Source organism: Rhizobium sp. AN6A (assembly GCF_900215635.1).
In the GTDB taxonomy this organism is placed as follows: Bacteria; Pseudomonadota; Alphaproteobacteria; order Rhizobiales; family Rhizobiaceae; genus Agrobacterium; species Agrobacterium tumefaciens.
Map to the genome: position 1 here is coordinate 2,783,081 of NZ_OCNC01000004.1, position 20,715 is coordinate 2,803,795.

A 20,715-nucleotide genomic window follows, 5' to 3' on the forward strand; every position below is an offset into this window, starting at 1 on the left:
ATAATCAAATGCATAAAATATAAACAAATCAACAAAACGCCGTCAGTGCATTCCGAAATATTCAACATAACTAAAATAAGGAAAACCGACAGAATTGATGACGGATTTTTCGGGTTTTGGTGAGAAATTGGCTGGAAAACAACAAAAAGCGAATGCATTTTGTGCCAGAAAGCCGGGCAAGCGAAGTTTTTTCTTCAAGCCCGCTTCCGATCTGGCACAATACGTGCATTCTTGTGGCAGAGCGGGAATAACCTGCTTTAACGGGAGAAGCGGAGAGATATTTTCTCATGAAAAAGATCGAAGCGATCATTAAGCCTTTCAAGCTCGATGAAGTGAAGGAAGCCCTTCAGGAAGTCGGACTTCAGGGAATCACGGTCACGGAAGCAAAAGGCTTTGGTCGTCAGAAGGGCCACACGGAACTCTACCGCGGAGCAGAGTACGTCGTGGACTTTTTGCCGAAAGTGAAAGTCGAAGTCGTACTGGCGGACGAAAATGCGGAAGCCGTCATTGAGGCTATCCGCAATGCGGCACAGACCGGACGTATCGGCGACGGAAAGATTTTCGTTTCCAACGTCGAGGAAGTCATCCGAATCCGTACCGGTGAAACAGGCGTGGACGCCATATAATCGGAACCAGGTCCTGAGCCGGGGAGGCTCAGGTTTTTCACCTCGTCACCACACACTCAAGGAAAACGTTTAAATGACGACCGCAAACGATATCTTGAAGCAGATCAAGGATAACGACATCAAGTTCGTGGACCTGCGCTTTACCGATCCCAAGGGCAAGCTGCAGCATGTCACCATGGATGTTGTCTGCGTAGACGAAGACATGTTCGCCGATGGCGTCATGTTCGACGGCTCCTCGATCGCCGGCTGGAAGGCCATCAACGAATCCGACATGGTGCTGATGCCCGATCCGGCAACTGCCCATACCGATCCGTTCTTCGCCCAGTCTACCCTCGTCATCCTTTGCGACATTCTCGACCCGGTTTCCGGCGAAGCCTATAACCGCGACCCGCGCGGCACCGCCAAGAAGGCCGAAGCCTACCTCAAGGCCTCCGGTATCGGCGACACCATCTTCGTTGGCCCCGAGCCGGAATTCTTCGTCTTCGACGACGTGAAGTACAAGGCAGACCCTTACAACACCGGCTTCAAGCTGGACTCGTCGGAACTGCCGTCCAACGACGACACGGATTACGAAACCGGCAACCTCGGCCACCGTCCGCGCGTCAAGGGCGGTTACTTCCCGGTTCCGCCGATCGACAGCCTGCAGGACATGCGTTCCGAAATGCTGACGGTTCTCGCTGAAATGGGCGTCGTCGTCGAAAAGCACCACCACGAAGTCGCCTCCGCGCAGCACGAGCTGGGCGTGAAGTTCGACACCATGGTATCCAGCGCCGACAAGATGCAGATCTACAAGTACGTCGTGCACCAGGTCGCCAATGCCTATGGCAAGACGGCAACCTTCATGCCGAAGCCGATCTTCGGCGACAACGGCTCTGGCATGCACGTGCACCAGTCGATCTGGAAGGGCGGCAAGCCGACCTTTGCTGGCGACGAATATGCCGGCCTGTCTGAGAACTGCCTGTACTACATCGGCGGCATCATCAAGCATGCCAAGGCCATCAACGCCTTCACCAACCCGACCACCAACTCCTACAAGCGTCTGGTGCCGGGTTATGAAGCTCCGGTTCTGCTGGCCTATTCCGCCCGCAACCGCTCCGCATCGTGCCGCATTCCCTTCGGCTCCAACCCGAAGGCAAAGCGCGTCGAAGTCCGCTTCCCGGACCCGACCCAGAACCCCTACCTCGGTTTTGCAGCCATGCTGATGGCCGGCCTCGACGGCATCAAGAACAAGATCCATCCCGGCAAGCCGATGGACAAGGACCTTTACGACCTTCCTGCCAAGGAACTGAAAAAGATCCCGACCGTCTGCGGCTCGCTGCGCGAAGCGCTGGAAAGCCTCGACAAGGATCGCAAGTTCCTGACCGCCGGCGGCGTGTTCGACGACGACCAGATCGACTCGTTCATCGAGCTGAAGATGCAGGAAGTCATGCGCTTCGAAATGACCCCGCATCCGGTCGAATTCGACATGTACTACTCGGCCTGACCGGCATTTGGGACGCCTTTAGAGGCGTCCCTTCCCGCTCGGCGGTTTTCCCCTGGAAAGCCGCCGTTTTCTTTTGATGCCCAGCCATGTCGCGAACAATGTCGATCAAGCCAGCCTCTCAGCAAACACGCCTCACGGACTGGCTCATCTTTCTGGCGGTACCGTTCTTTTTCTCCAGCAACATCATTTTCGGCCGCGGCGTCATCGGCGAGGTCTCGCCCTTTATTGCCGCCTTCATTCGCTGGATCGGATCGAGCCTCATCATCGCCCCCTTCATGATCGCCGACTGGCGGAACTGCCTCGCCTTCGTGCGCCAGAAAACGCTGCTCTGGCTCGTTCTTGGCATTCTCGGCATGGGCGTCTGCGGCGGCGTGGTCTATTGGGGCCTCACAATGACGACGGCTGCCAACGGCACGTTGATCTACACGACTTCGTCGCTGTTCATCATCCTGTTCCAGCGCATCTTTCAGGGCCGCCCGATCCGCAGGCTCGAAGTGGCGGGCATGATCATCGCTTTTGCGGGCGTGGCGGCAATCGTGCTCAAGGGCGATATGTCCGCTCTCTGGCAGATGAAATTCAACATTGGCGATTTCGCCATTCTGACGGCAGCGATTGCCTTTGCGGTCTATTCGCTGCTGTTGCGCGATCCCGCGGCGCGGCAAATGGCCTCGTTCAGCCTTTTCGGCCTCATCGCCTTCTCCGGCGCGCTGGTCCTGCTCCCACCCGCAGCGGTGGAACTGGCGCATGGTGGCCTGCTGCCGGCCACGGCCATCGCCTGGGCCAAGATCGGCGGCATCATCCTGTTCGCCTCGCTGCTTGCCTTTTATTGCTTCACCCATACGGTCCGCGTTTTCGGCCCCGCCACGGCAGGCATCACGCTTTACATGATGCCACCCGTCTCGATTGTCATGGCCACGCTTTTCCTTGGTGAAACGTTTGAAACATATCACGCCATCGGCATCGTGCTGGTTACAGGCGGCGTCGTCATCGCCACCGCACCGATCGGCCGCAGGGTCGCTTAAGAGCATCACGGGAAAAAGGGCCGGATACCGCTAGCCCTTGATATTTCCCATTCCGCACCCAACTATTAGTGGGAAAGGAAGTTCATACCATGAAACAAAGAGACGCAAAATTTACGCTTGGCGAGATCGTCCGCCACAAGGTGTTTCCGTTCCGCGGTGTGGTGATTGACGTGGATCCGGAATATGCCAATACGGAAGAGTGGTGGAACGCCATCCCCGCCGATATTCGCCCGGAGCGCGACCAGCCCTTCTACCATCTCCTGGCCGAAAACGATGAGACGGAATATGTCGCTTACGTTTCCGAACAGAACCTCGTCCACGATGAAAACGAGGCGCCTCTCCGCAACCGCAATATCGAGCGGATGTTCGACAAGGCGCCCAACGGCGAGTGGCGGCCGAAGATGTCGCTGGCGCATTAGAGCACGCCCGGTTTGACAACAACCATAAGGGCGCTGTGCGTTTTTACTGAAAATACGTCGGGATCAAAACCGCGCATAAAAAAACCGGCCTGAAAACAGGCCGGTTTTTTCGTGTTCTCGTAAAGAGATCAGGGCTTCGGCGCGCCCTTTGCGGCGTCCTGAGCAGCTTCCAGCTTCTTGCGGGCCTCTTCAGCCTTTTTCTGCATGCCTTCCTGAAGGCTGCGCTGGCTTTCCGCGAGCTGCGACTGTGTGATAGCCGCGCCGTCATAAGCGCCGGTAAAGCCGGTAAGCGCGATCTTGATGGGGTTTGGCGCGCGGCGGAAGTTGATCGAGGTGAAGACGATCTCGTTGCCCTTCTTCAGCGACGCAATCATGGCGTCCGTCAGCGGAACTTCGGCCGTGCACTTGTCGGGAAGGCAAACAGCGTAATCGAGCTTCTGACCCTTGCCACCGTCGATCTGCATCATCACACCCGGGGGAATGAGGCGCGCGGTCGGAACGGAAACCTGGAGCAGCTTGCGGTTGACCTTGCCCTCGACAGTGATGAGGCCGACGGCAGTGATCATCTGGCCGTTCTGGGCAAGAACCACGTTCTGCACGACGCAGACATCGTTGTCTTCCTGCTTGGAGCAGGTCTTGAACCAGCCGAGCGGCGGAGCGCCAGCGCCCTGATTGGCGGGAGCATCCTGTGCCTGCGAGATGGCCGGAGCGGAAACCGCGCCCAGGGAAAGAACGAGAGCGGACAGAGCTGTCCGGGTGAATGTGTTTGCCTTTTGCATCATAAGAGTTCCGTCTCCTGAATGTCTGCCAGAACAGAACCGCGGGTCCTGCTCGCCGATGGCGGTATCCTTCTGCCCGTTCAACTGTCGTTTAAATGAGGCAAATGCGTGACCCGTCTCTTCCGGCCACCCTGTTACATGCCGTTCGCGGCGATATCCAGCACTTCTTTAACTTTTTCTTGAGGCAACCCAAGATTTCCCGCCCTCGCATGGGTCCAGCCATGGGCTTGTGCTACATATTCGCCAGAATCATAACAAAAAACCAATCGTGACGATAACCGACCACGACGACAAAACGGACCGACAGTTGAGACAGGATAGTGACATGCGCAAGCTTGCGGCCCTCATCCCCGCATTGTTTCTTTGGGGAACGGCGCTGCTTTCTCCGGAAATTGCCGTGGCGCAGCCGCTTCACGGCATTTCCATGCACGGCACGCCGGAACTTCCCGCCGACTTCCGGCACTTCCCTTATGTCAATCCGGACGTGAAAAAAGGTGGTCGCATATCCTACGGTGTCGTCGGCACCTTTGACAGCCTCAACCCCTTTGTTCTCAAGGGAATGCGCACCACGGCGCGCGGCGTCTGGGACCCTGAATTCGGCAATCTCCTCTACGAGCCGCTGATGCAGCGCTCGAGCGACGAGCCTTTCAGCCTTTACGGCCTGCTTGCGGAAACCGTGGAGTGGGACGAGGAACGCACCTTCACCCAGTTCAACATCAATCCCAAGGCCAAGTGGTCGGATGGCGAGCCGGTGACGCCTGACGATGTTATCTTCACATTCAATCTCCTGAAGGAAAAAGGCCGTCCGCCGTTCAACAGCCGCCTAGACGGCGTGGCGAAACTGGAAAAGATCGGCGAACACGGCGTCCGCTTCACCTTCAACGACAGGGCGAACCGCGAAACGCCGCTCATTCTCGCCTCTTCCACCCCGATTTTGCCGAAACACGCAATCGATCCGGAAAAATTCGAGCAGGCGGGCCTCGGCGCTGTTGTCGGGTCGGGTCCATACCGAATCAAGACATTGCGGCCGGGTGAACGAATCATCTGGGAGCGAAACCCGGACTATTGGGGCAAGGATATCCCGAGCAAGGTCGGCTTCGAGAATTACGACGAGATCAGCATCACCTATTTCCTTCAGGTCACCACCATGTTCGAGGCCTTCAAGAAAGGCGATATCGACATCTATCCCGAAGGCGACGCCATCAACGGCACCTCCGATACGTCTCATTGGGGCCAGGCCTACAACTTCCCCGCCGTTCATCGCGGCGATATCGTCAAGGATGTGTTCCAGCCGCGCCTGCCATCGGGCATGTTCGGCCTTGTCTTCAATACCCGCCGCGCGGTCTTTGCAGACGAAAAGGTGCGCGAGGGCCTGTCCTATGCGCTCGATTTCGAGTGGATGAACAAGAACATTCTCGGCGGCGCCTTCAAGCGCACACAGAGCTACTGGCAGAACTCCGCGCTCGGTGCCTATGGCAATGCCGCAGATGAGCGCGAACTTGCGCTGCTTGGCGATGCGGCCAAGAGCATGCCGCCGGAACTTCTGGCGGGAACCTATGCCATGCCCACCACCGACGGGACCGGCGCGGACCGCAAGGTCCTGAAGCTCGCCGTCGATAAGCTGAAAGAGGCCGGATACAGCATCAAGAACGGCAGGATGTCCGACGCCAATGGCCGCCAGCTCGCATTCGAGATCATGACGCAGAACCCGGCGCAGGAACGCATAGCGCTTGCCTATCAGCGTTCGCTGAACCTGATCGGCGTCGCCATGGGCATCCGTTCGGTTGACGATGGCCAATATCAGGCACGCTCCAACAGCTTCGATTACGACATGATAATCCGGTCCCTGCCCTCATCGCTCTCGCCGGGCGCCGAGCAGCTCAACCGCTGGAGTTCATTGTCGCGGGATGCGCAGGGCAGCTTCAACTATGCGGGTGCGGCCAGCCCCGACATCGACCGAATGATCGAGGCCCTGTTGCAGGCCCGATCCACGGAGGATTTTCAGGCGGCGGTGCGTGGCTATGACCGCCTTCTCGTCGCCGGCCACTATGTCATTCCGCTCTACTACATTGGCGCGCAATGGATAGCCCGCTGGAAATATATCGACCGCCCGGATATGACCCCGATATCAGGCAATCAGAAACAGACCTGGTGGGATGCGCGGGCGCAATAACCCGCCCCTGCCCGGTCCAAGACAACGGAAGATAAAGCCATGGAACGCATCGTTATCGACGTCGTATCGGATATGGTCTGCCCCTGGTGCTATCTGGGCAAGGCAAGGCTCGATCTTGCCATTGCCGAGGTGCAGGACGAAATCAGCGTCGACGTGAACTGGCGACCTTACCGGCTCAACCCGGATTACCCGCCTGAAGGCGTTGACCAGAAGGCCGCGCTTGAGGAAAAGCTCGGCAAGGAGCGTCTAGAGCAGGCCCATGCCTCGCTGGTTGAACTCGGCAAACAGGTCGGCATCCATTACGATTTCGATGCAATCAAGATTGGCCCGAACACGCTCGACGCACATCGCCTGTCGCTCTGGGCACATGCGGAAGGCCGCGACGTTCAGGAAAGGATCGTCACCGCTTTGTTCAAGGCGAATTTCGAGGAAGGCCGCAATATCGGCGATCATGCCGTGCTGACCGATATCGCCGAAAAGGCAGGCATGGACGCCAAGGTGGTAACACGGCTTCTGGCATCGGATGCGGACAAGGACACGGTAATTGCCGAAATTGACGCGGCGCAGCAAATGGGTGTTTCCGGCGTACCGTTCTTCATCGTCGACCAGAAATACGCCATCAGCGGTGCACAAACGCCTGATGTATTGATTGCTGCACTGCGGGATATTGCAAAAATCAAGGCGGACGAGCATAAGTCGATGAACTGACGGTCGAACACCGGCAGCTTGCCCTAATCGATAAACTGTTGGTGTTTTCCCGTGTCCGACCAGACCCTGAAAGGCATTCTGCTTGCCTTTGCCGCCTTCGCTGCCTACGCATGGAGCGACGCGAGCGTTAAACTCATAGAAGGCCAGATTTCGCCGATCGAATCGGCCTTCTTCGGTGCCCTGTTCGGCCTCATCGCCCTGCCCTTCATCCGCAAGCGCAATGATCGCTGGATGGATGTGGTGAAGACGACCAACCGGCCTTTATGGATCATCCGATTTTTCGCCGCCGGTACGGGTGCCGTTGGCAGCGTCACCGCTTTCACCCATCTTTCCATGGCCGAAGCCTTTGCGCTGATCTTCCTTCTTCCTTCGTTCGTCACCATCATGTCGGTGGTGTTTTTGAAGGAACAGGTGGGCATCCGCCGCTGGTCTGCGGTCATCATCGGTTTCCTCGGGGTGCTGGTCATCCTGCGGCCGGGTTTCCGTGAACTCGGCATCGGCCATATCGGCGCCATCATCGGCGGCTTCAGCGGCGCACTCAGCATCGTCATCTTCCGCGCCATGGGCCCATCGGAAAAGAACGTCTCGCTGTATGGGGCCGGCGTATTGGGCTGTCTTACCATCAGCGGCATCGCCATGCTGCCAACCTTCATCATGCCGGGCGGTGAACAATGGTTGCTGCTGGCGGGATATGGACTGTTAGGGGCGCTTGGCAACGTGCTTGTCATGTATGCTGCCCAATATGCACCCGCCGCCATGATCGGCCCAACGCAATACAGCCAGATGCTCTGGGCCATCCTGTTCGGTTACCTGATTTTCGGCGACCGTATTGATGGCTGGATGTTGATGGGCATCGCCCTGATCGTCGGCTCCGGCCTGTTGACGCTCATCCGTGAGAAGCAGCGAAAAGTGCCGCTGCCCGCCTCCATCGCCGCAACCGACCAGAATGTGGCCGTCGGGATCACGCCGGAAGACGAGCGCTAAAGTCGAAAATGCATGAGAACCAGCGACGCATGTTTGCGTCGCTGGCATGGCATTCGATCAATCACAAACCCTGACCCGATACATGTCGCCCCAGGCGTTCTGTCGCCAAGCCACGTGGCAGCGCGGATAAACCGGTTGGTAAGCAACAGGCGGTCCATAAGCTGGCGCGGCGTAGACGGGTGGACCGTAGGCTGGTGCATAATAAGCGGGGCCATAAGCGTAACCGGGATGCCTTGCCCCGGCGATGAGCGCTCCGCCAATGATCGTTCCTGCGATCCCGGCGGCAAGGCCGCGGCCGAAATTATTGCGCGCTTCCGCCTGACTGGTGGTGGCAATTGTGGTGCCCGCAATTGTCAAAGCAACCAGACCAGCGGTGGCAAACCTGTTGATGTTGGTCCACATCGTCCTGCTCCTTCAAGACCCGGCGGCTTTACGATCCGCCGCACCGGGTATGAAGGAAAGATTACGCCCACGAAGACTACCGATACATGTCCGTCTCGTTACATCGCGGTAATGTCGCTGAGCCTTTGCTGGTTGGGTTTTACGAGGACTGACCAATGGATAATGAACCGAAGGAGGGTGTGGCTTACCCCCCTCTGCCCTGCCGGGCATCTCCCCCACAAGGAGGGAGATCGGCAAGACGCGCTGTCACCACTTCATTCTCCAACGTCAAGATGGGCAAAACTTCGCCGCATATTGATCTCCCCACCTGTGGGGGAGATGCCCGGCAGGGCAGAGGGGGGTAAACCCCACCCACCTTCGGTCAGTTGTCGAACGGGCAACCCCCTGAAGCTCAAATCTACGACCGAGCCAGCTCCGCCAATTGCGTCATGACCATCGCCGCACCCGCCAGCCGTTTTTCCGGCGTCGGCAGATCGCGGTTCAGGAACAGGCTGTGGTCCGGGCGGATTTTCGCCATCGAACCCTGCTTGCCAATGTAACCGACAAGCGCTGCCGGATTGGGGAATTCCTTGTTGCGGAACTGCACAACCACGCCTTTCGGCCCGGCATCCACCTTCTCGACATTGGCCGTGCGGCAGAGCGACTTGATGTAGACGATCTTGAGCAGATGCTGCACTTCCTTCGGCAGCGGGCCGAAACGGTCGATCATTTCTGCACCGAAACCGTCGATCTCGCTTATATCCGCAAGCTCGCCGAGACGGCGGTAGAGACCCATGCGCAGATGCAGATCCGGCACGTAGTCTTCCGGGATCATCACCGAGGTGCCGACCGAGATTTGCGGCGACCAGCCGCTGTCGCGCACCTCTTCGTCACCCTTCACTTCGGCCACGGCCTCTTCCAGCATCTGCTGGTAAAGCTCGAAACCAACTTCCTTGATGTGGCCGGACTGTTCTTCGCCAAGCAGATTGCCCGCGCCGCGAATATCGAGATCGTGGCTGGCAAGCTGGAAACCGGCGCCGAGTGTGTCGAGCGATTGCAGCACTTTCAGCCGCCGCTCCGCCATCGTCGTCAACACCTTATTGACTGGAAGGGTGAACAGCGCGAAGGCGCGGACCTTGGAACGACCGACACGACCACGCAGCTGGTAAAGCTGGGCAAGACCGAACATGTCGGCGCGGTGCACGATCAGCGTATTGGCGGTTGGCACGTCGAGGCCGGATTCGACGATGGTGGTCGAAAGCAGCACATCGTATTTGCCGTCATAGAAGGCGTTCATGATGTCTTCGAGTTCACCCGCCGCCATCTGGCCGTGCGCCACCGCCACCTTCAGTTCCGGCACGTCCGACTGCAGGAATGCATGGATATCGGCGAGATCGGCAAGGCGCGGGCAGACGTAAAAGCTCTGGCCACCGCGATAATGCTCGCGCATCAGCGTTTCGCGGATTACCAGCGGATCGAAGGGTGAAATGAAGGTGCGAACCGCCATGCGGTCCACTGGCGGCGTGGTGATGAGCGACAGCTCGCGCACGCCGGTCATGGCCAGCTGCAAGGTGCGCGGAATGGGCGTTGCCGACAGCGTCAGCACATGCACGTCGCTTTTCAGCTCCTTCAGGCGCTCCTTGTGCTTCACACCGAAATGCTGCTCCTCATCGATGATCAGCAGGCCAAGATTGGCAAAGCTGATGCCCGCACCGAGCAGCGCATGGGTGCCGACGACAATGTCGGTCTTTCCATCAGCCACTTCCTTCTTGGTGAGCGCAAGCTCCTTCGAACCCACAAGGCGCGAGGCCTGCTGCACCCGGATCGGCAGACCGCGAAACCGTTCGGAAAAGGTACGGAAATGCTGTCGCGCCAGAAGCGTGGTCGGCACCACCACCGCCACCTGAACGCCATTCATGGCGGCAAGGAAAGCGGCGCGCAAGGCCACTTCGGTCTTGCCGAAACCGACATCGCCGCAGATCAGACGATCCATCGGCCGCCCGGCACCGAGATCGTCGCGAACAGCGTCGATGGCGTTCAGCTGGTCCTCGGTCTCGTCATAGGGGAAACGGGCGGCAAACTCGTCGTAAAGCCCGTCCGGTGCGATGAGCGCCGGCGCGTGGCGCACCAGACGCGCGGCTGCAATGCGGATAAGCTCGTCGGCCATATCGAGCAGGCGCTTCTTGAGCTTGGCCTTGCGCATCTGCCATGCGCCGCCGCCGAGCTTGTCGAGCGTGGCTTCCGCGGCATCAGAACCATAACGCGAGAGAAGATCGATGTTTTCGACCGGTAGGAACAGCTTGGCGTCGTCGGCATAATGCAGCTCCAGACAGGCGCGCGGCGCGCCCGCTGCCTCGATGGTCTGGAGACCGACGAAGCGACCGATGCCGTGTTCGGCGTGAACCACGAGCGAGCCTTCGTCCAGCCCCGCCACTTCCGCGATGAAATCCGCGCCGCGCTTGCGGCGCTTGGAACGGCGCACCATGCGGTCGCCAAGAATATCCTGCTCGCCGATGATCGCGAGCGTTCCGGTCTCAAACCCGGCTTCGAGGCTCAGCACCGCCGAAGCCGCCTCACCCTTGCCGAGTTTCTCCACCTCTTTCAGAGATGTCACCGGCTTGATCTTTTCAAGCCCGTGTTCGTTCAAGACCTGCAACAGCCGGTCGAGCGAACCTTCCGACCAGCCGGTGATCAACACCTTCCAGCCCTTGGCCCGGCGCTCGGCAATGTGCTTTACCGCCAGATCGAAAACATTGACCCGCTCTTCGCTATCGCCTTCGGTCGGTGGACGTGCCCAGCGCGGTCCCACATGGGCATCAAGCGTCGCGACCGGGCGGCCTCCGCTATCGTGTTCGTTGAAGGGCGTCAGCCGCACCGCATTGACGCTCGCAAGCGCCGCCTCGAAGCTCTTGCCGTCGAGATAGATTTGCCCAGGCGATACCGGCTTGTATGGCGCGCCCTGCGTCGAGCCCTTGGTCTCGCCGGAAGCCCGCCGCGCCTCGTAATAATCGAGGACCAGCTTGGAGCGTTCCTTCGCCGCCTCGCGCGCCGTATGGTCGGTGACGATACGGAAACCGCTGAGATAATCGAAGGCGGTTTCCAGCTCTTCGTAAAACAGCGGCAGCCAGTGCTCCATGCCGGCATAACGGCGGCCTTCGGAGACGGCCTGATAAAGCGCATCGTCGCGCGTCGCCGCACCGAATAGCGACAGGTAATTCTTGCGGAAACGGCCGATCGTATCCGGCGTCAGCGTCACTTCGCTCATCGGATTGAGATCGAGCGAGCGCGCCTGTGCGATGGTGCGCTGGCTGGCCGGATCGAAGGTGCGGATGCTTTCCAGCGTATCGCCGAAGAAATCGAGCCGCACCGGCTCTTCGGTGCCCGGCACGAAGACATCGAGAATGCCGCCGCGCACGGCGAATTCACCCACTTCACGCACCGTCGCCACCCGGTCGAAACCGTTGCGCTCCAGCCGCGCGGCGATGTCCTCCATGCGGATCTGGTTGCCGGGCTTGGCCGAAAAGCCCAGGCTCTCGATGATGTCGCGCGGCGCCATCTTCTGCAGCATGGCGTTGACAGTGACGAGAACGATGGCCGGATGCGGTTTCTTGGCGTGATTGATGAGGCCGGCAAGTGCCGCGAGCCGGCGCGCCGAGGTGTCCGCACTCGGTGACACGCGGTCATAAGGCAGACAATCCCAGGCCGGCAGCGTCAGCACCGGAATATCCGGCGCGACAAAACCAAGGATCTGTTCGAGATCGGCGACCCGTTGGCCGTCCGACATCACGTAAGCCACCGATGTTCCCGCCCGCGCCATATCGGCGAGCAGCAGGGCTTCCATGCCGGAGGGCACGTTTCCGATGGTCAGCGGCGTATCGGCCGACGCCACCAGCTTTGCATCGAATCCGGCTATCATGTTTCAGGCCTTCAGGGTTTCGGCTGTGACGAGATCGAAATCGGGACGGTAAGAGGCGATCTTCTCGAACAACGGGGTCTGGAATTTTTCCGGCACCGGCAGGGCACCTGTCACCATCTTGACGAGGTCGTTATCCTCTTCCGCCATGATGATTTCCAGCTCGTCGAGCTGATCGTCGGAAAGCCCGGCAATATTGTCTTCCGCAAATTGCCCGAGCACCAGATCCATCTCGCGAATGCCCCGGTGCCAGCAGCGGTAAAGTATCCGCCTGCGCCTCGGATCGAGGTCGGCGCTCGTGCGCACCAGTCCAGTCATCGCATTCACCTTTCGGTTGGCTATTCAACAGGATGTTGATTGCGCCCTCCTATAGAACAGGAGGCGAACGCTTGGAACCGGTTTTTATCGAAATAATGCCACGGCGACTAAAATCTGCCGGTGATAAACAGCCTTTGTCGGGCGCCACGTCTTGCATAACGCGTCCCCTTCCCCGATTTTGCTGAGCATGCGTCCCGCCATTCTCGATCCGCTATTTGCTTCCGTCTCCACCCTTGCCGGTGTGGGGCCGAAGCTTGCCGACCTTCTGGCCAAACTGCTGAGCCGGGAAAATGCCGACGACACCCGCGTGATCGATCTTCTGTTCCACGCACCATCAAACGTCATCGACCGGCGCAACCGCCCGGGCATCGCTCTTGCCACTCCCGGCGCCATTGTCACCATCCAGGGACGTGTCGACCGGCATCAGCCAGCTCCACCAGGCAATCGTTCCGCACCCTACCGTGTTTTCCTGCATGACGAGACCGGGGAACTGGCGCTGACCTTCTTCCGCGCCAAGGGAGACTGGCTTTCCAAGGCCTTGCCCGTCGATGAAGAGGTTCTCGTCAGCGGCAAGGTGGACTGGTTCAACGGCCGCGCCTCCATGGTGCATCCAGATTTCATGGTGAAGCTTTCCGAGGCCGAGAACCTGCCGCTGGTCGAAGCCGTTTATCCCATGACAGCCGGGCTGTCTCCGAAGGTGCTGCGGCGGGCAATCGAAGGCGGGCTTTCGAAACTGCCGGTCTTTCCCGAATGGATCGACGAGGCCCTGAAGACCCGTCAGGGATTCGGCGACGTGGCATCGAGCTTCCGTGAGCTGCACGACCCACGCGACAGCGCCGATATAGAGCCGCAGGCCCCGGCGCGTAGACGGCTTGCCTATGACGAATTCCTCGCCGGACAATTATCGCTGGCGCTGGTGCGGCAAAGACTGCGCAAGGTCGCGGGCCAGCCGATCCGCGCCAAGGGGGACATTGCTGCAAAAATCCTGTCGCAACTGCCCTTCTCCCTGACGCCGAGCCAGAATGCCTCGGTGAAAGATATCCTGACCGATATGGCCAGCGAGGACCGTATGTTGCGGCTGTTGCAGGGCGATGTCGGCGCGGGCAAGACGCTGGTGGCGCTGATGGCTATGGCAACCGCCGTCGAGGCCGGCGGACAGGCCGTGCTGATGGCCCCGACCGAAATTCTTGCCCGGCAGCATTTCTCCACCATCTCCAAACTCGCCAATGCCGCGGGCATCACGGTTGAGGTGCTGACCGGCCGCACCAAGGGCAAGGAGCGTCGCGAGATCGAGGAACGCGTGGCCTCCGGTGAGGCACAGATCGTCATCGGCACCCACGCGCTGTTCCAGGACAGCGTGAGTTACAAGAACCTCGTGCTGGCCGTGGTGGATGAGCAGCACCGTTTCGGCGTACACCAGCGCCTGCGTCTCACCGCCAAGGGCATCACGCCGCATATGCTTGTTATGACCGCCACGCCCATTCCCCGCACGCTGGTGCTGGCCGCCTTCGGCGACATGGATGTGTCGAAACTCACCGAAAAACCGGCCGGACGAAAACCCATCCAGACCGTGACGATCCCCACAGAGCGCATCGGCGACATCGTTGAGCGGCTGCGCGCCGCGCTGAAGGAGGGCAAGAAGGCCTACTGGATCTGCCCGCTGGTGGAGGAGACGGAAGAGTCCGACCTGATGTCGGCTGAGGAACGCCATGCGGTTCTCTCGCAGATGCTCGGAGCCAATATCGGTCTCATCCATGGGCGCATGAGCGGCCCGGAGAAGGACGCCGCCATGCTGGCTTTCAAGAACGGCGAAACCCGGCTGCTGGTGGCAACGACGGTGGTGGAAGTGGGTGTCGACGTTCCGGACGCCACGATCATGGTCATCGAACATGCCGAACGTTTCGGCCTTGCCCAGCTTCACCAGCTGCGTGGCCGGGTTGGACGCGGTGACGAGGCCTCCACCTGCATCCTGCTCTACAAGGGGCCGCTCAGCGAAAACGGCCGCGCCCGACTTTCCATCCTGCGCGACAGCGAGGACGGCTTCCTGATTGCGGAAGAGGATTTGAAGCTGCGCGGCGAAGGCGAACTCCTCGGCACCCGCCAGTCCGGCACCCCGGGCTTCCGCATCGCCAGCCTCGAAGCCCATGCCGACCTCCTGGAAATCGCCCGCAAAGACGCCGCCTATGTCATCGAGCGCGACCCCGAATTGACCGGCCCGCGCGGCGAAAGCCTGCGCACCCTGCTCTATCTGCACCGCCGCGACGAAGCCATCCGCTTCCTGCACGCCGGCTGAAAGTGAACCGCCATGAACATGATCGACCCACGCCGCCCACCGCCCGCCTTCAGAAAGGGCTACGCGCTCTGCTCGCCGCAGAATGTCCTGCAACCCGACACCTTCGCCAAAAGCCAGAAGAAAGCGATCGGCAAGGCCTTCAAGAAGCCCGGCCGCAAGAAGGCATGGACGGAGGCACTGGAACAGGGCTGGAGCGTGCGGCTGGTCTATATGCGGCTTTTCGTCCCCGTGTTCCACGCGACCACGACGGGAACAGAGGTGGATGATCTCGATGACGAGGATTGATCGAGGCGTCTGAGAAATAGTTTGGTTAAAGTGCCGACGGCCATCGCTGCGAGGTGTGAATAACCGTCAGGATTTCGATATCCCGGCCAACACGATAGACAACGATGTAGGAAATGTCGGACAGCACGGCTTCCCGCGTTCCCCTAATGCGCCCGACCCGTCCCATAGCTGGTTGCTCCACCAAGATATCGGCCGCTGAAACAACACGGGAAATCACGCGGGCGGCAGCGGCCGGATTGTCCGTTTCGATATGCCTGCCGATTTCATCGAGCCGTCGCAGCGCCCGCACAGTCCAGCGAATTCTCCGGTCGCTCATGACGGCCGAGCGGACTTTACATATTTTCCGACAATGTTTGCCAGATCGTCTTGCGTTCCAAACTCGCCGCGATCCGCTTCCGCCAAACCGGCCTCGATTTCCGCGAGCTGCCACTCTTCGCGAGCAACAAAGTCCTCAATCGCCCGTGCCGCCATGTAGGACCGCGAGCGATCAAGCTTTTCCGCCAGCTGTTCAAGCTTGTTGGCAACTTCGTCCGGCAAGCGCACCGTGAATGCAGTCATGGTTGCGACCTTTCGTGGTTCACTATGATTATCGGTGAACCACATTGGTTCGTCAACCTTGGGCATCAAAACTCAAGGGAGAACAGAGCAGCGAACCCAGTGCGTGACAAATCCTCAAACCGGCGCAATCATTTTCGGCGGCGTGAAATCCGGAGCCACCAGACCACCTGATATCAGCAGTTTCGCCGCGTCTTCCGGTGTCATGTCCAGCATCACGATCTTGTCCTTCGGCACGAACAGCAGGAAACCCGCCGTCGGCACCGGAGTCGGCGGCAGGAAGACCGCGACCATCTCCTGGCCCATCTCGTTGAAGCGATGGGCAAGCTCGCCCTTGACCTCCGAGGATACGAATACCATCGCCCAGGTGCCGGGTGACGGAAACTCGATAAGGCCGACCTTCTTGAAAGAGTTCGAATGCTCTTTCAGGACGGATTCGAACAGCTGCTTGATGCTCTTGTAGATAGGCCGCACCAGCGGCATGCGGTTGAGAACGGATTCGCCGACGCCAACGATCCATTTGCCAATGAGGTTGTTGCCGAGAAAGCCGATGAGCGTGATGCCGATAACGGCGATCAGCAGGCCGAAGCCGGGAATCGCCACATCGAAATATTGCTCGGGATCGTAACGGGCGGGAATATAGGGCTTAACCCAGCTATCCGCCCATTGCAGGAAGCTCCATACCAGCCACATGGTGATGGTGACAGGCGCAAGGATGAGGACGCCCGTAAGGAAGCTGTTGCGCAGACGGGCTGCGAATGAAATTTTGACTGGAATATCGGTCATTTACCGTTCGGAATTAAGCGTTGTCGCTATCGAAACCCGGATGAAAACCGACAATGCCGGATGGAGTTCCACCATGCAAGCGAAGAACTGTGAAATATTCGTCAGGAATTCCGGTGGCGCTCATGCCCTCAACATGGCGAAAACCGAAGCGGCCGTAATAGTCCGGATCGCCCGCGACAACTGCACCAGAAGCACTCAGACGGTCCAGCGCGGCAAGCCCTTCCCGAACCAGCCCTGAACCGACACCCTGCCTTTGCCGGTCCGGCGCCACCGATAAGGGCGCAAGACAGAACCAGCCGGTCTCGCCGCCCGACAGTGTTACCGGTGAAAAACCGACATGGCCGATGATGCCTTCGCTGTCCTCGGCAACCAGAGAAACAGTCAGCGCACCGGCCTCGCGAAGCCGTTCGATGATCAGATGTTCCGTCTTGTCGCTGTAATCGACGTTACGGAAGGCATCTTCCGTAACGCGAGCAATCGCTTCTTCATCGCCCTGCCGCTCAGGCCGGATGATCATTCCACCGTCACCGATTTCGCCAGATTGCGCGGCTGGTCCACATCCGTGCCCATGAAGACGGCGGTGTGATAGGCCAGCAGCTGGATCGGCAGCGAGAAGACCATCGGCGCGATCAGCTCGTCGACATTCGGCAGCGTGATCGTCGCCATGGTGTCGAGCTTGGAGGCAGCTGCGCCCTTCTCGTCGGTTATGAAGATGATGCGGCCGCCGCGCGCGGCCACTTCCTGCATGTTCGAAACCGTTTTTTCAAAGAAGCGGTCATGCGGCGCGATGACGATAACAGGCATGTTCTCGTCGATCAGTGCGATTGGCCCATGCTTCAGCTCGCCGGCTGCATAACCTTCGGCGTGGATATAGGAAATTTCCTTGAGCTTCAGTGCGCCTTCCAGCGCCAGCGGGAAGCTGGTGCCGCGGCCAAGATAAAGTACATCCTTGAAACGCGACAGATCGCGCGACAGCGCCTCGATCTGTGGCTGGATAAGGTTCAGCACCTTGCTCATGATGCGGGGCATCTCGATCAACTGCTGTACCAGTTCCTTCTCCTCGCCCGGCTTAAGCGTACCGCGCGCCTTCCCAGCGGCGATTGCCAGAGACGCGAGAACCGCAAGCTGACAGGTGAAGGCCTTGGTGGAGGCAACCCCGATCTCCGGGCCTGCAAGGATCGGGAAAATGGCGTCCGATTCGCGCGCGATGGTCGATTCCCGCACATTGACGATGGCGCCGATCTTCAGCCCCTCCTGCTTGCAGTAGCGCAGCGATGCGAGCGTATCGGCGGTCTCGCCCGATTGCGAGATGAAGAGCGCCGCCTGAGACGGCTGAAGTGGCATTTCGCGGTAACGGAATTCCGATGCGACATCGATTTCCACCGGCAGGCGCGCATAACGCTCGAACCAGTATTTGCCGATCAGGCCGGAAAGATAGGCCGTGCCGCAGGCGGAAATGGCAAGGCCGGAAAGCCTGGCGAAATCGATCGCCTTATCGGCATCCTTCACGGTTTTGGAGGCGAAATCCACATAGTGACTGAGCGCATGGGAAATGACTTCCGGCTGCTCGTAGATTTCCTTTTCCATGAAATGGCGGTGGTTGCCCTTGTCGACCACGAAAGCCGTCGCCTGCGAAATCTGGCGCTCGCGTTTCACCGGCTTGCCGGAGAAATCGATGATTTCCGCACCTTCACGGGTCACGATTGCGCAGTCGCCATCCACCAGATAGGTGATCTCATTGGTGAAAGGCGAAAGCGCGATCGCGTCGGACCCCAGGAACATCTCGCCCCTGCCGTAACCAACGGCAAGCGGCGGGCCGGAACGCGCCGAAAGCAGCGTATGGGGATCGTCCTGAAACATCACCACCAGCGCATAGGCACCCGTCACATGGTTCAGCATCTTCAGCATTGCCTCGCGATGGCCAAGCCCTTCGCGGGTGTATTTTGCCAGAAGCTGCGCCACCACTTCGGTGTCGGTCTGGGTGGTGAAGGTTGCACCCTCTGCGCTCAGTTCCTCGCGCAATTCGGAGAAGTTTTCGATGATGCCGTTATGAACGACGGCAACGCCTTCGACGAAATGCGGGTGGGCGTTGGTTTCGTTCGGCACGCCGTGCGTCGCCCAGCGCGTATGCGCGATGCCGACGACACCTGGCAGCGGCTTTTCAGAGACCAGCTTTTCCAGATTGAACAGCTTGCCTTCCGCCCGGCGACGGTCCATCGCGCCATTGTCGATGGTGGCGACACCCGCCGAATCGTAACCGCGATATTCGAGGCGCTTCAGCGCATCGACAAGCCGTTCAGCAACGGGCTCGGTTCCGACAATTCCGACAATTCCGCACATATATTTCTCCAGACGGCGATCTCTTCACCGAAACTTCCAGAGTATTTCCGCCTTTCCCTGAAATGCGAAAATACTCCACCTTTTTGTTCTGACGCATTTCCTGACGTAAAACCGCTGCGCACCTTTACTGGAAATGCTTTAACCGTTTCTCTGAAATCGGCAATTATGCCGCCGGTCACTTTCAGTATCGCTCGGTAACGTCTCTCAAGAGGATTTTTTCTTCGCTTCCTTCAGCGCTTTCGCCCGCTCGCGCAAGGCGACCGCCCTGCCCGGTTTCACCTCCTGGCGCGCCCGCCCGAAAGCCAGCGCATCGGCAGGAACGTCATCGGTAATAACGCTGCCGGAGGCGATATAGGCCCGCTCTCCAATGGAGACGGGAGCAACCAGCGACGAGTTAGAACCGATGAAGCTGTTGGCTCCGATCCGCGTTTCGGACTTGTTGTAACCGTCATAATTACAGGTGATGGCACCCGCGCCGATATTGCTGCCTGCACCCACGAAAGCATCGCCGATATAGGTCAGATGGTTGACCTTTGCGCCCTCGCCGATCTCGGCCTTCTTGACCTCACAGAAATTGCCCACCTTGGCATTGGCGTGCAGGTTTGCACCCGGACGCAACCGCGCAAATGGACCGACAACCGCACCCTCGGCCAGATAGGCCCCTTCCAGATGCGAAAATGCATGAATGATCGCACCCGGCTCGATCGTCACGCCGGGACCGAAAACGACGTTGGGTTCGATCAGGACATCCTGACCGATCTTCGTATCGAAGGAAAGGAATACTGTCTCAGGCGCGATCATCGAAACGCCGTCGACCATCAATTCGTGACGGCGGCGCTCCTGCCAGAGCCTCTCGATGAAGGCGAGTTCGGCGCGGTTGTTGCAGCCGGTCAATTCCTTTTCCGGCGCATCGATGGCAATGGCGCGGCGGCCGAGAGAACGGGCGATCTCGACGATGTCAGTCAGATAATATTCGCCCTTCGCATTGCTGTTGCCGATCCGGCCGAGCAAATCCAGCGCATTGCGGCCGTTGATCGCCATCAATCCGCTGTTGCACCAGGTGACCTTGCGCTCCTCGTCGGTGGCGTCCTTTTCCTCGCGGATCGCGACCAGCTCGCCATTCTCGACCAGAAGCCGCCCGTAACCCGTGGGCCGCTCGGTGTGGAACCCGATGACGGCCACATCGGCACCGCCGGCAATCGCCTCGCGCGCCCTGTCGAGAGTGGCTGAGGTGATGAGCGGCACATCGCCATAAGCGACGATGACATCGTCAAAACCGCGTTCGATCGCCTCGCGTGCGGCAAGAACCGCATGGCCGGTGCCCTTGCGTTCCTTTTGCAGGAAAGCCTCGACCTGCAGGCCCTTGAGACTTGCCGCAGCAGCGACATTGTCGGCATCGCGCCCTACCACCAGCGCCACCGCGCCGACGCCCGCTCCAGCAACAGCCTCCACCACATGTCCGATCATCGGGCGTCCAGCGACCGGATGAAGCACCTTGGACTTCGAAGACTTCATGCGCGTGCTGTCGCCCGCTGCGAGAATAACGGCTAGAGAGCTGCGCTCCATAAGACCTCCAACACCCCGTCACCGGCCACAGGTGGCCCGGACAGGGGCAATGTTTGACTTTACGCCGGCCAGCATTGCGGACGG

At 59.4% G+C, this 20,715-nt stretch carries 20 protein-coding genes; 9 read left to right on the forward strand and 11 right to left on the reverse strand.

The features are described 5' to 3' along the window. Positions 1 to 42 precede the first annotated feature (42 nt). Positions 43 to 198 carry a hypothetical protein gene (locus tag CRO62_RS27325; RefSeq protein WP_179784634.1) on the reverse strand — a complete coding sequence of 52 codons (156 nt, stop codon included), beginning with the start codon at positions 196 to 198 and terminating at the stop codon, positions 43 to 45. 89 nt (positions 199 to 287) lie between these two features. On the opposite strand from CRO62_RS27325, the gene CRO62_RS26325 reads away from it, so the two are divergent. The 4 genes from CRO62_RS26325 (at position 288) to hspQ (ending at position 3,550) form a co-directional block, all read left to right on the forward strand. Next, complete coding sequence (locus tag CRO62_RS26325) at positions 288 to 626, forward strand: P-II family nitrogen regulator (RefSeq protein WP_003515720.1); 339 nt, start codon at positions 288 to 290, stop codon at positions 624 to 626. 73 nt (positions 627 to 699) lie between these two features. Continuing rightward, entirely contained in the window at positions 700 to 2,109 is a 1,410-nt protein-coding gene (glnA, locus tag CRO62_RS26330) for a type I glutamate--ammonia ligase (RefSeq protein ID WP_003515722.1), read from the forward strand. A 98-nt stretch (positions 2,110 to 2,207) separates the two neighbouring features. Next, on the forward strand, positions 2,208 to 3,131 hold the full coding sequence (locus CRO62_RS26335) for a DMT family transporter (RefSeq protein WP_075807527.1): 924 nt from the start codon (positions 2,208 to 2,210) through the stop codon (positions 3,129 to 3,131). Positions 3,132 to 3,220: 89 nt separating this feature from the next. Next, on the forward strand, positions 3,221 to 3,550 hold the full coding sequence (hspQ, locus tag CRO62_RS26340) for a heat shock protein HspQ (RefSeq protein ID WP_003515726.1): 330 nt from the start codon (positions 3,221 to 3,223) through the stop codon (positions 3,548 to 3,550). A gap of 128 nt (positions 3,551 to 3,678) precedes the next feature. On the opposite strand, the gene CRO62_RS26345 is transcribed toward hspQ, so the two are convergent. After that, the gene (locus tag CRO62_RS26345; protein WP_013636323.1) at positions 3,679 to 4,332 is read right to left on the reverse strand and encodes an invasion associated locus B family protein; all 654 of its coding nucleotides are present in this window, start codon (positions 4,330 to 4,332) and stop codon (positions 3,679 to 3,681) included. 322 nt (positions 4,333 to 4,654) lie between these two features. On the opposite strand from CRO62_RS26345, the gene CRO62_RS26350 reads away from it, so the two are divergent. Genes CRO62_RS26350 through CRO62_RS26360 form a run of 3 tightly spaced genes read left to right on the forward strand, consistent with a single transcriptional unit; the run spans position 4,655 to position 8,194 of the window. Then, positions 4,655 to 6,502 (forward strand): extracellular solute-binding protein, encoded by a 1,848-nt coding sequence (locus tag CRO62_RS26350; RefSeq protein WP_013636324.1) that lies wholly within the window; start codon positions 4,655 to 4,657, stop codon positions 6,500 to 6,502. A gap of 39 nt (positions 6,503 to 6,541) precedes the next feature. Beyond that, positions 6,542 to 7,210: a DsbA family oxidoreductase gene (locus CRO62_RS26355; RefSeq protein WP_003515731.1), complete on the forward strand. Its 669-nt coding sequence runs from the start codon at positions 6,542 to 6,544 to the stop codon at positions 7,208 to 7,210. A 51-nt stretch (positions 7,211 to 7,261) separates the two neighbouring features. After that, a complete protein-coding gene (locus CRO62_RS26360) occupies positions 7,262 to 8,194 on the forward strand; it encodes a DMT family transporter (RefSeq protein WP_097102880.1) in 933 nt (310 codons plus the stop codon). A 57-nt stretch (positions 8,195 to 8,251) separates the two neighbouring features. Here CRO62_RS26360 and CRO62_RS26365 read toward each other — a convergent pair whose 3' ends face one another. From CRO62_RS26365 to CRO62_RS26380, 3 genes are all read right to left on the reverse strand, one after another. Then, positions 8,252 to 8,596, reverse strand: coding sequence for a hypothetical protein (locus CRO62_RS26365; protein ID WP_097102882.1), 345 nt, complete (start codon positions 8,594 to 8,596; stop codon positions 8,252 to 8,254). Positions 8,597 to 8,993: 397 nt separating this feature from the next. Next, entirely contained in the window at positions 8,994 to 12,491 is a 3,498-nt protein-coding gene (gene mfd / locus CRO62_RS26375) for a transcription-repair coupling factor (RefSeq protein WP_097102884.1), read from the reverse strand. Positions 12,492 to 12,494: 3 nt separating this feature from the next. Further along, positions 12,495 to 12,806 (reverse strand): succinate dehydrogenase assembly factor 2, encoded by a 312-nt coding sequence (locus CRO62_RS26380; protein ID WP_003515739.1) that lies wholly within the window; start codon positions 12,804 to 12,806, stop codon positions 12,495 to 12,497. 187 nt (positions 12,807 to 12,993) lie between these two features. On the opposite strand from CRO62_RS26380, the gene recG reads away from it, so the two are divergent. Further along, entirely contained in the window at positions 12,994 to 15,099 is a 2,106-nt protein-coding gene (recG, locus tag CRO62_RS26385; protein ID WP_097102887.1) for an ATP-dependent DNA helicase RecG, read from the forward strand. Between the two features lie 12 nt (positions 15,100 to 15,111). Next, positions 15,112 to 15,384 (forward strand): hypothetical protein, encoded by a 273-nt coding sequence (locus CRO62_RS26390; RefSeq protein WP_097102889.1) that lies wholly within the window; start codon positions 15,112 to 15,114, stop codon positions 15,382 to 15,384. Between the two features lie 25 nt (positions 15,385 to 15,409). On the opposite strand, the gene CRO62_RS26395 is transcribed toward CRO62_RS26390, so the two are convergent. The 6 genes from CRO62_RS26395 to glmU form a co-directional block, all read right to left on the reverse strand. Beyond that, positions 15,410 to 15,700 (reverse strand): type II toxin-antitoxin system RelE/ParE family toxin, encoded by a 291-nt coding sequence (locus tag CRO62_RS26395; protein ID WP_097102891.1) that lies wholly within the window; start codon positions 15,698 to 15,700, stop codon positions 15,410 to 15,412. Beyond that, positions 15,697 to 15,942, reverse strand: coding sequence for a CopG family ribbon-helix-helix protein (locus CRO62_RS26400; protein ID WP_077982071.1), 246 nt, complete (start codon positions 15,940 to 15,942; stop codon positions 15,697 to 15,699). Before CRO62_RS26400 ends, CRO62_RS26395 begins: the two co-directional genes overlap by 4 nt. Before the next feature lie 114 nt (positions 15,943 to 16,056). Beyond that, entirely contained in the window at positions 16,057 to 16,725 is a 669-nt protein-coding gene (locus CRO62_RS26405) for a DUF502 domain-containing protein (RefSeq protein WP_003515749.1), read from the reverse strand. A 13-nt stretch (positions 16,726 to 16,738) separates the two neighbouring features. Next, positions 16,739 to 17,242: a GNAT family N-acetyltransferase gene (locus CRO62_RS26410; protein WP_097102893.1), complete on the reverse strand. Its 504-nt coding sequence runs from the start codon at positions 17,240 to 17,242 to the stop codon at positions 16,739 to 16,741. Next, positions 17,239 to 19,065, reverse strand: a complete 1,827-nt coding sequence (gene glmS, locus CRO62_RS26415) for a glutamine--fructose-6-phosphate transaminase (isomerizing) (protein ID WP_097102895.1) — start codon at positions 19,063 to 19,065, stop codon at positions 17,239 to 17,241. Before glmS ends, CRO62_RS26410 begins: the two co-directional genes overlap by 4 nt. Positions 19,066 to 19,269: 204 nt before the next feature. After that, on the reverse strand, positions 19,270 to 20,631 hold the full coding sequence (gene glmU / locus CRO62_RS26420) for a bifunctional UDP-N-acetylglucosamine diphosphorylase/glucosamine-1-phosphate N-acetyltransferase GlmU (RefSeq protein ID WP_097102897.1): 1,362 nt from the start codon (positions 20,629 to 20,631) through the stop codon (positions 19,270 to 19,272). Positions 20,632 to 20,715 lie beyond the last annotated feature (84 nt).

Bases quoted from the DNA above. Each gene is read 5' to 3' on its own strand.
- CRO62_RS26325 (WP_003515720.1), top strand. From the start codon at position 288: ATGAAAAAGATCGAAGCGATCATTAAGCCTTTCAAGCTCGATGAAGTG.
- glnA (WP_003515722.1), top strand. From the start codon at position 700: ATGACGACCGCAAACGATATCTTGAAGCAGATCAAGGATAACGACATC.
- CRO62_RS26335 (WP_075807527.1), top strand. From the start codon at position 2,208: ATGTCGATCAAGCCAGCCTCTCAGCAAACACGCCTCACGGACTGGCTC.
- hspQ (WP_003515726.1), top strand. From the start codon at position 3,221: ATGAAACAAAGAGACGCAAAATTTACGCTTGGCGAGATCGTCCGCCAC.
- CRO62_RS26345 (WP_013636323.1), bottom strand. From the start codon at position 4,332: ATGATGCAAAAGGCAAACACATTCACCCGGACAGCTCTGTCCGCTCTC.
- CRO62_RS26350 (WP_013636324.1), top strand. From the start codon at position 4,655: ATGCGCAAGCTTGCGGCCCTCATCCCCGCATTGTTTCTTTGGGGAACG.
- CRO62_RS26355 (WP_003515731.1), top strand. From the start codon at position 6,542: ATGGAACGCATCGTTATCGACGTCGTATCGGATATGGTCTGCCCCTGG.
- CRO62_RS26365 (WP_097102882.1), bottom strand. From the start codon at position 8,596: ATGTGGACCAACATCAACAGGTTTGCCACCGCTGGTCTGGTTGCTTTG.
- mfd (WP_097102884.1), bottom strand. From the start codon at position 12,491: ATGATAGCCGGATTCGATGCAAAGCTGGTGGCGTCGGCCGATACGCCG.
- CRO62_RS26380 (WP_003515739.1), bottom strand. From the start codon at position 12,806: ATGACTGGACTGGTGCGCACGAGCGCCGACCTCGATCCGAGGCGCAGG.
- recG (WP_097102887.1), top strand. From the start codon at position 12,994: ATGCGTCCCGCCATTCTCGATCCGCTATTTGCTTCCGTCTCCACCCTT.
- CRO62_RS26390 (WP_097102889.1), top strand. From the start codon at position 15,112: ATGAACATGATCGACCCACGCCGCCCACCGCCCGCCTTCAGAAAGGGC.
- CRO62_RS26395 (WP_097102891.1), bottom strand. From the start codon at position 15,700: ATGAGCGACCGGAGAATTCGCTGGACTGTGCGGGCGCTGCGACGGCTC.
- CRO62_RS26400 (WP_077982071.1), bottom strand. From the start codon at position 15,942: ATGACTGCATTCACGGTGCGCTTGCCGGACGAAGTTGCCAACAAGCTT.
- CRO62_RS26405 (WP_003515749.1), bottom strand. From the start codon at position 16,725: ATGACCGATATTCCAGTCAAAATTTCATTCGCAGCCCGTCTGCGCAAC.
- CRO62_RS26410 (WP_097102893.1), bottom strand. From the start codon at position 17,242: ATGATCATCCGGCCTGAGCGGCAGGGCGATGAAGAAGCGATTGCTCGC.
- glmS (WP_097102895.1), bottom strand. From the start codon at position 19,065: ATGTGCGGAATTGTCGGAATTGTCGGAACCGAGCCCGTTGCTGAACGG.
- glmU (WP_097102897.1), bottom strand. From the start codon at position 20,631: ATGGAGCGCAGCTCTCTAGCCGTTATTCTCGCAGCGGGCGACAGCACG.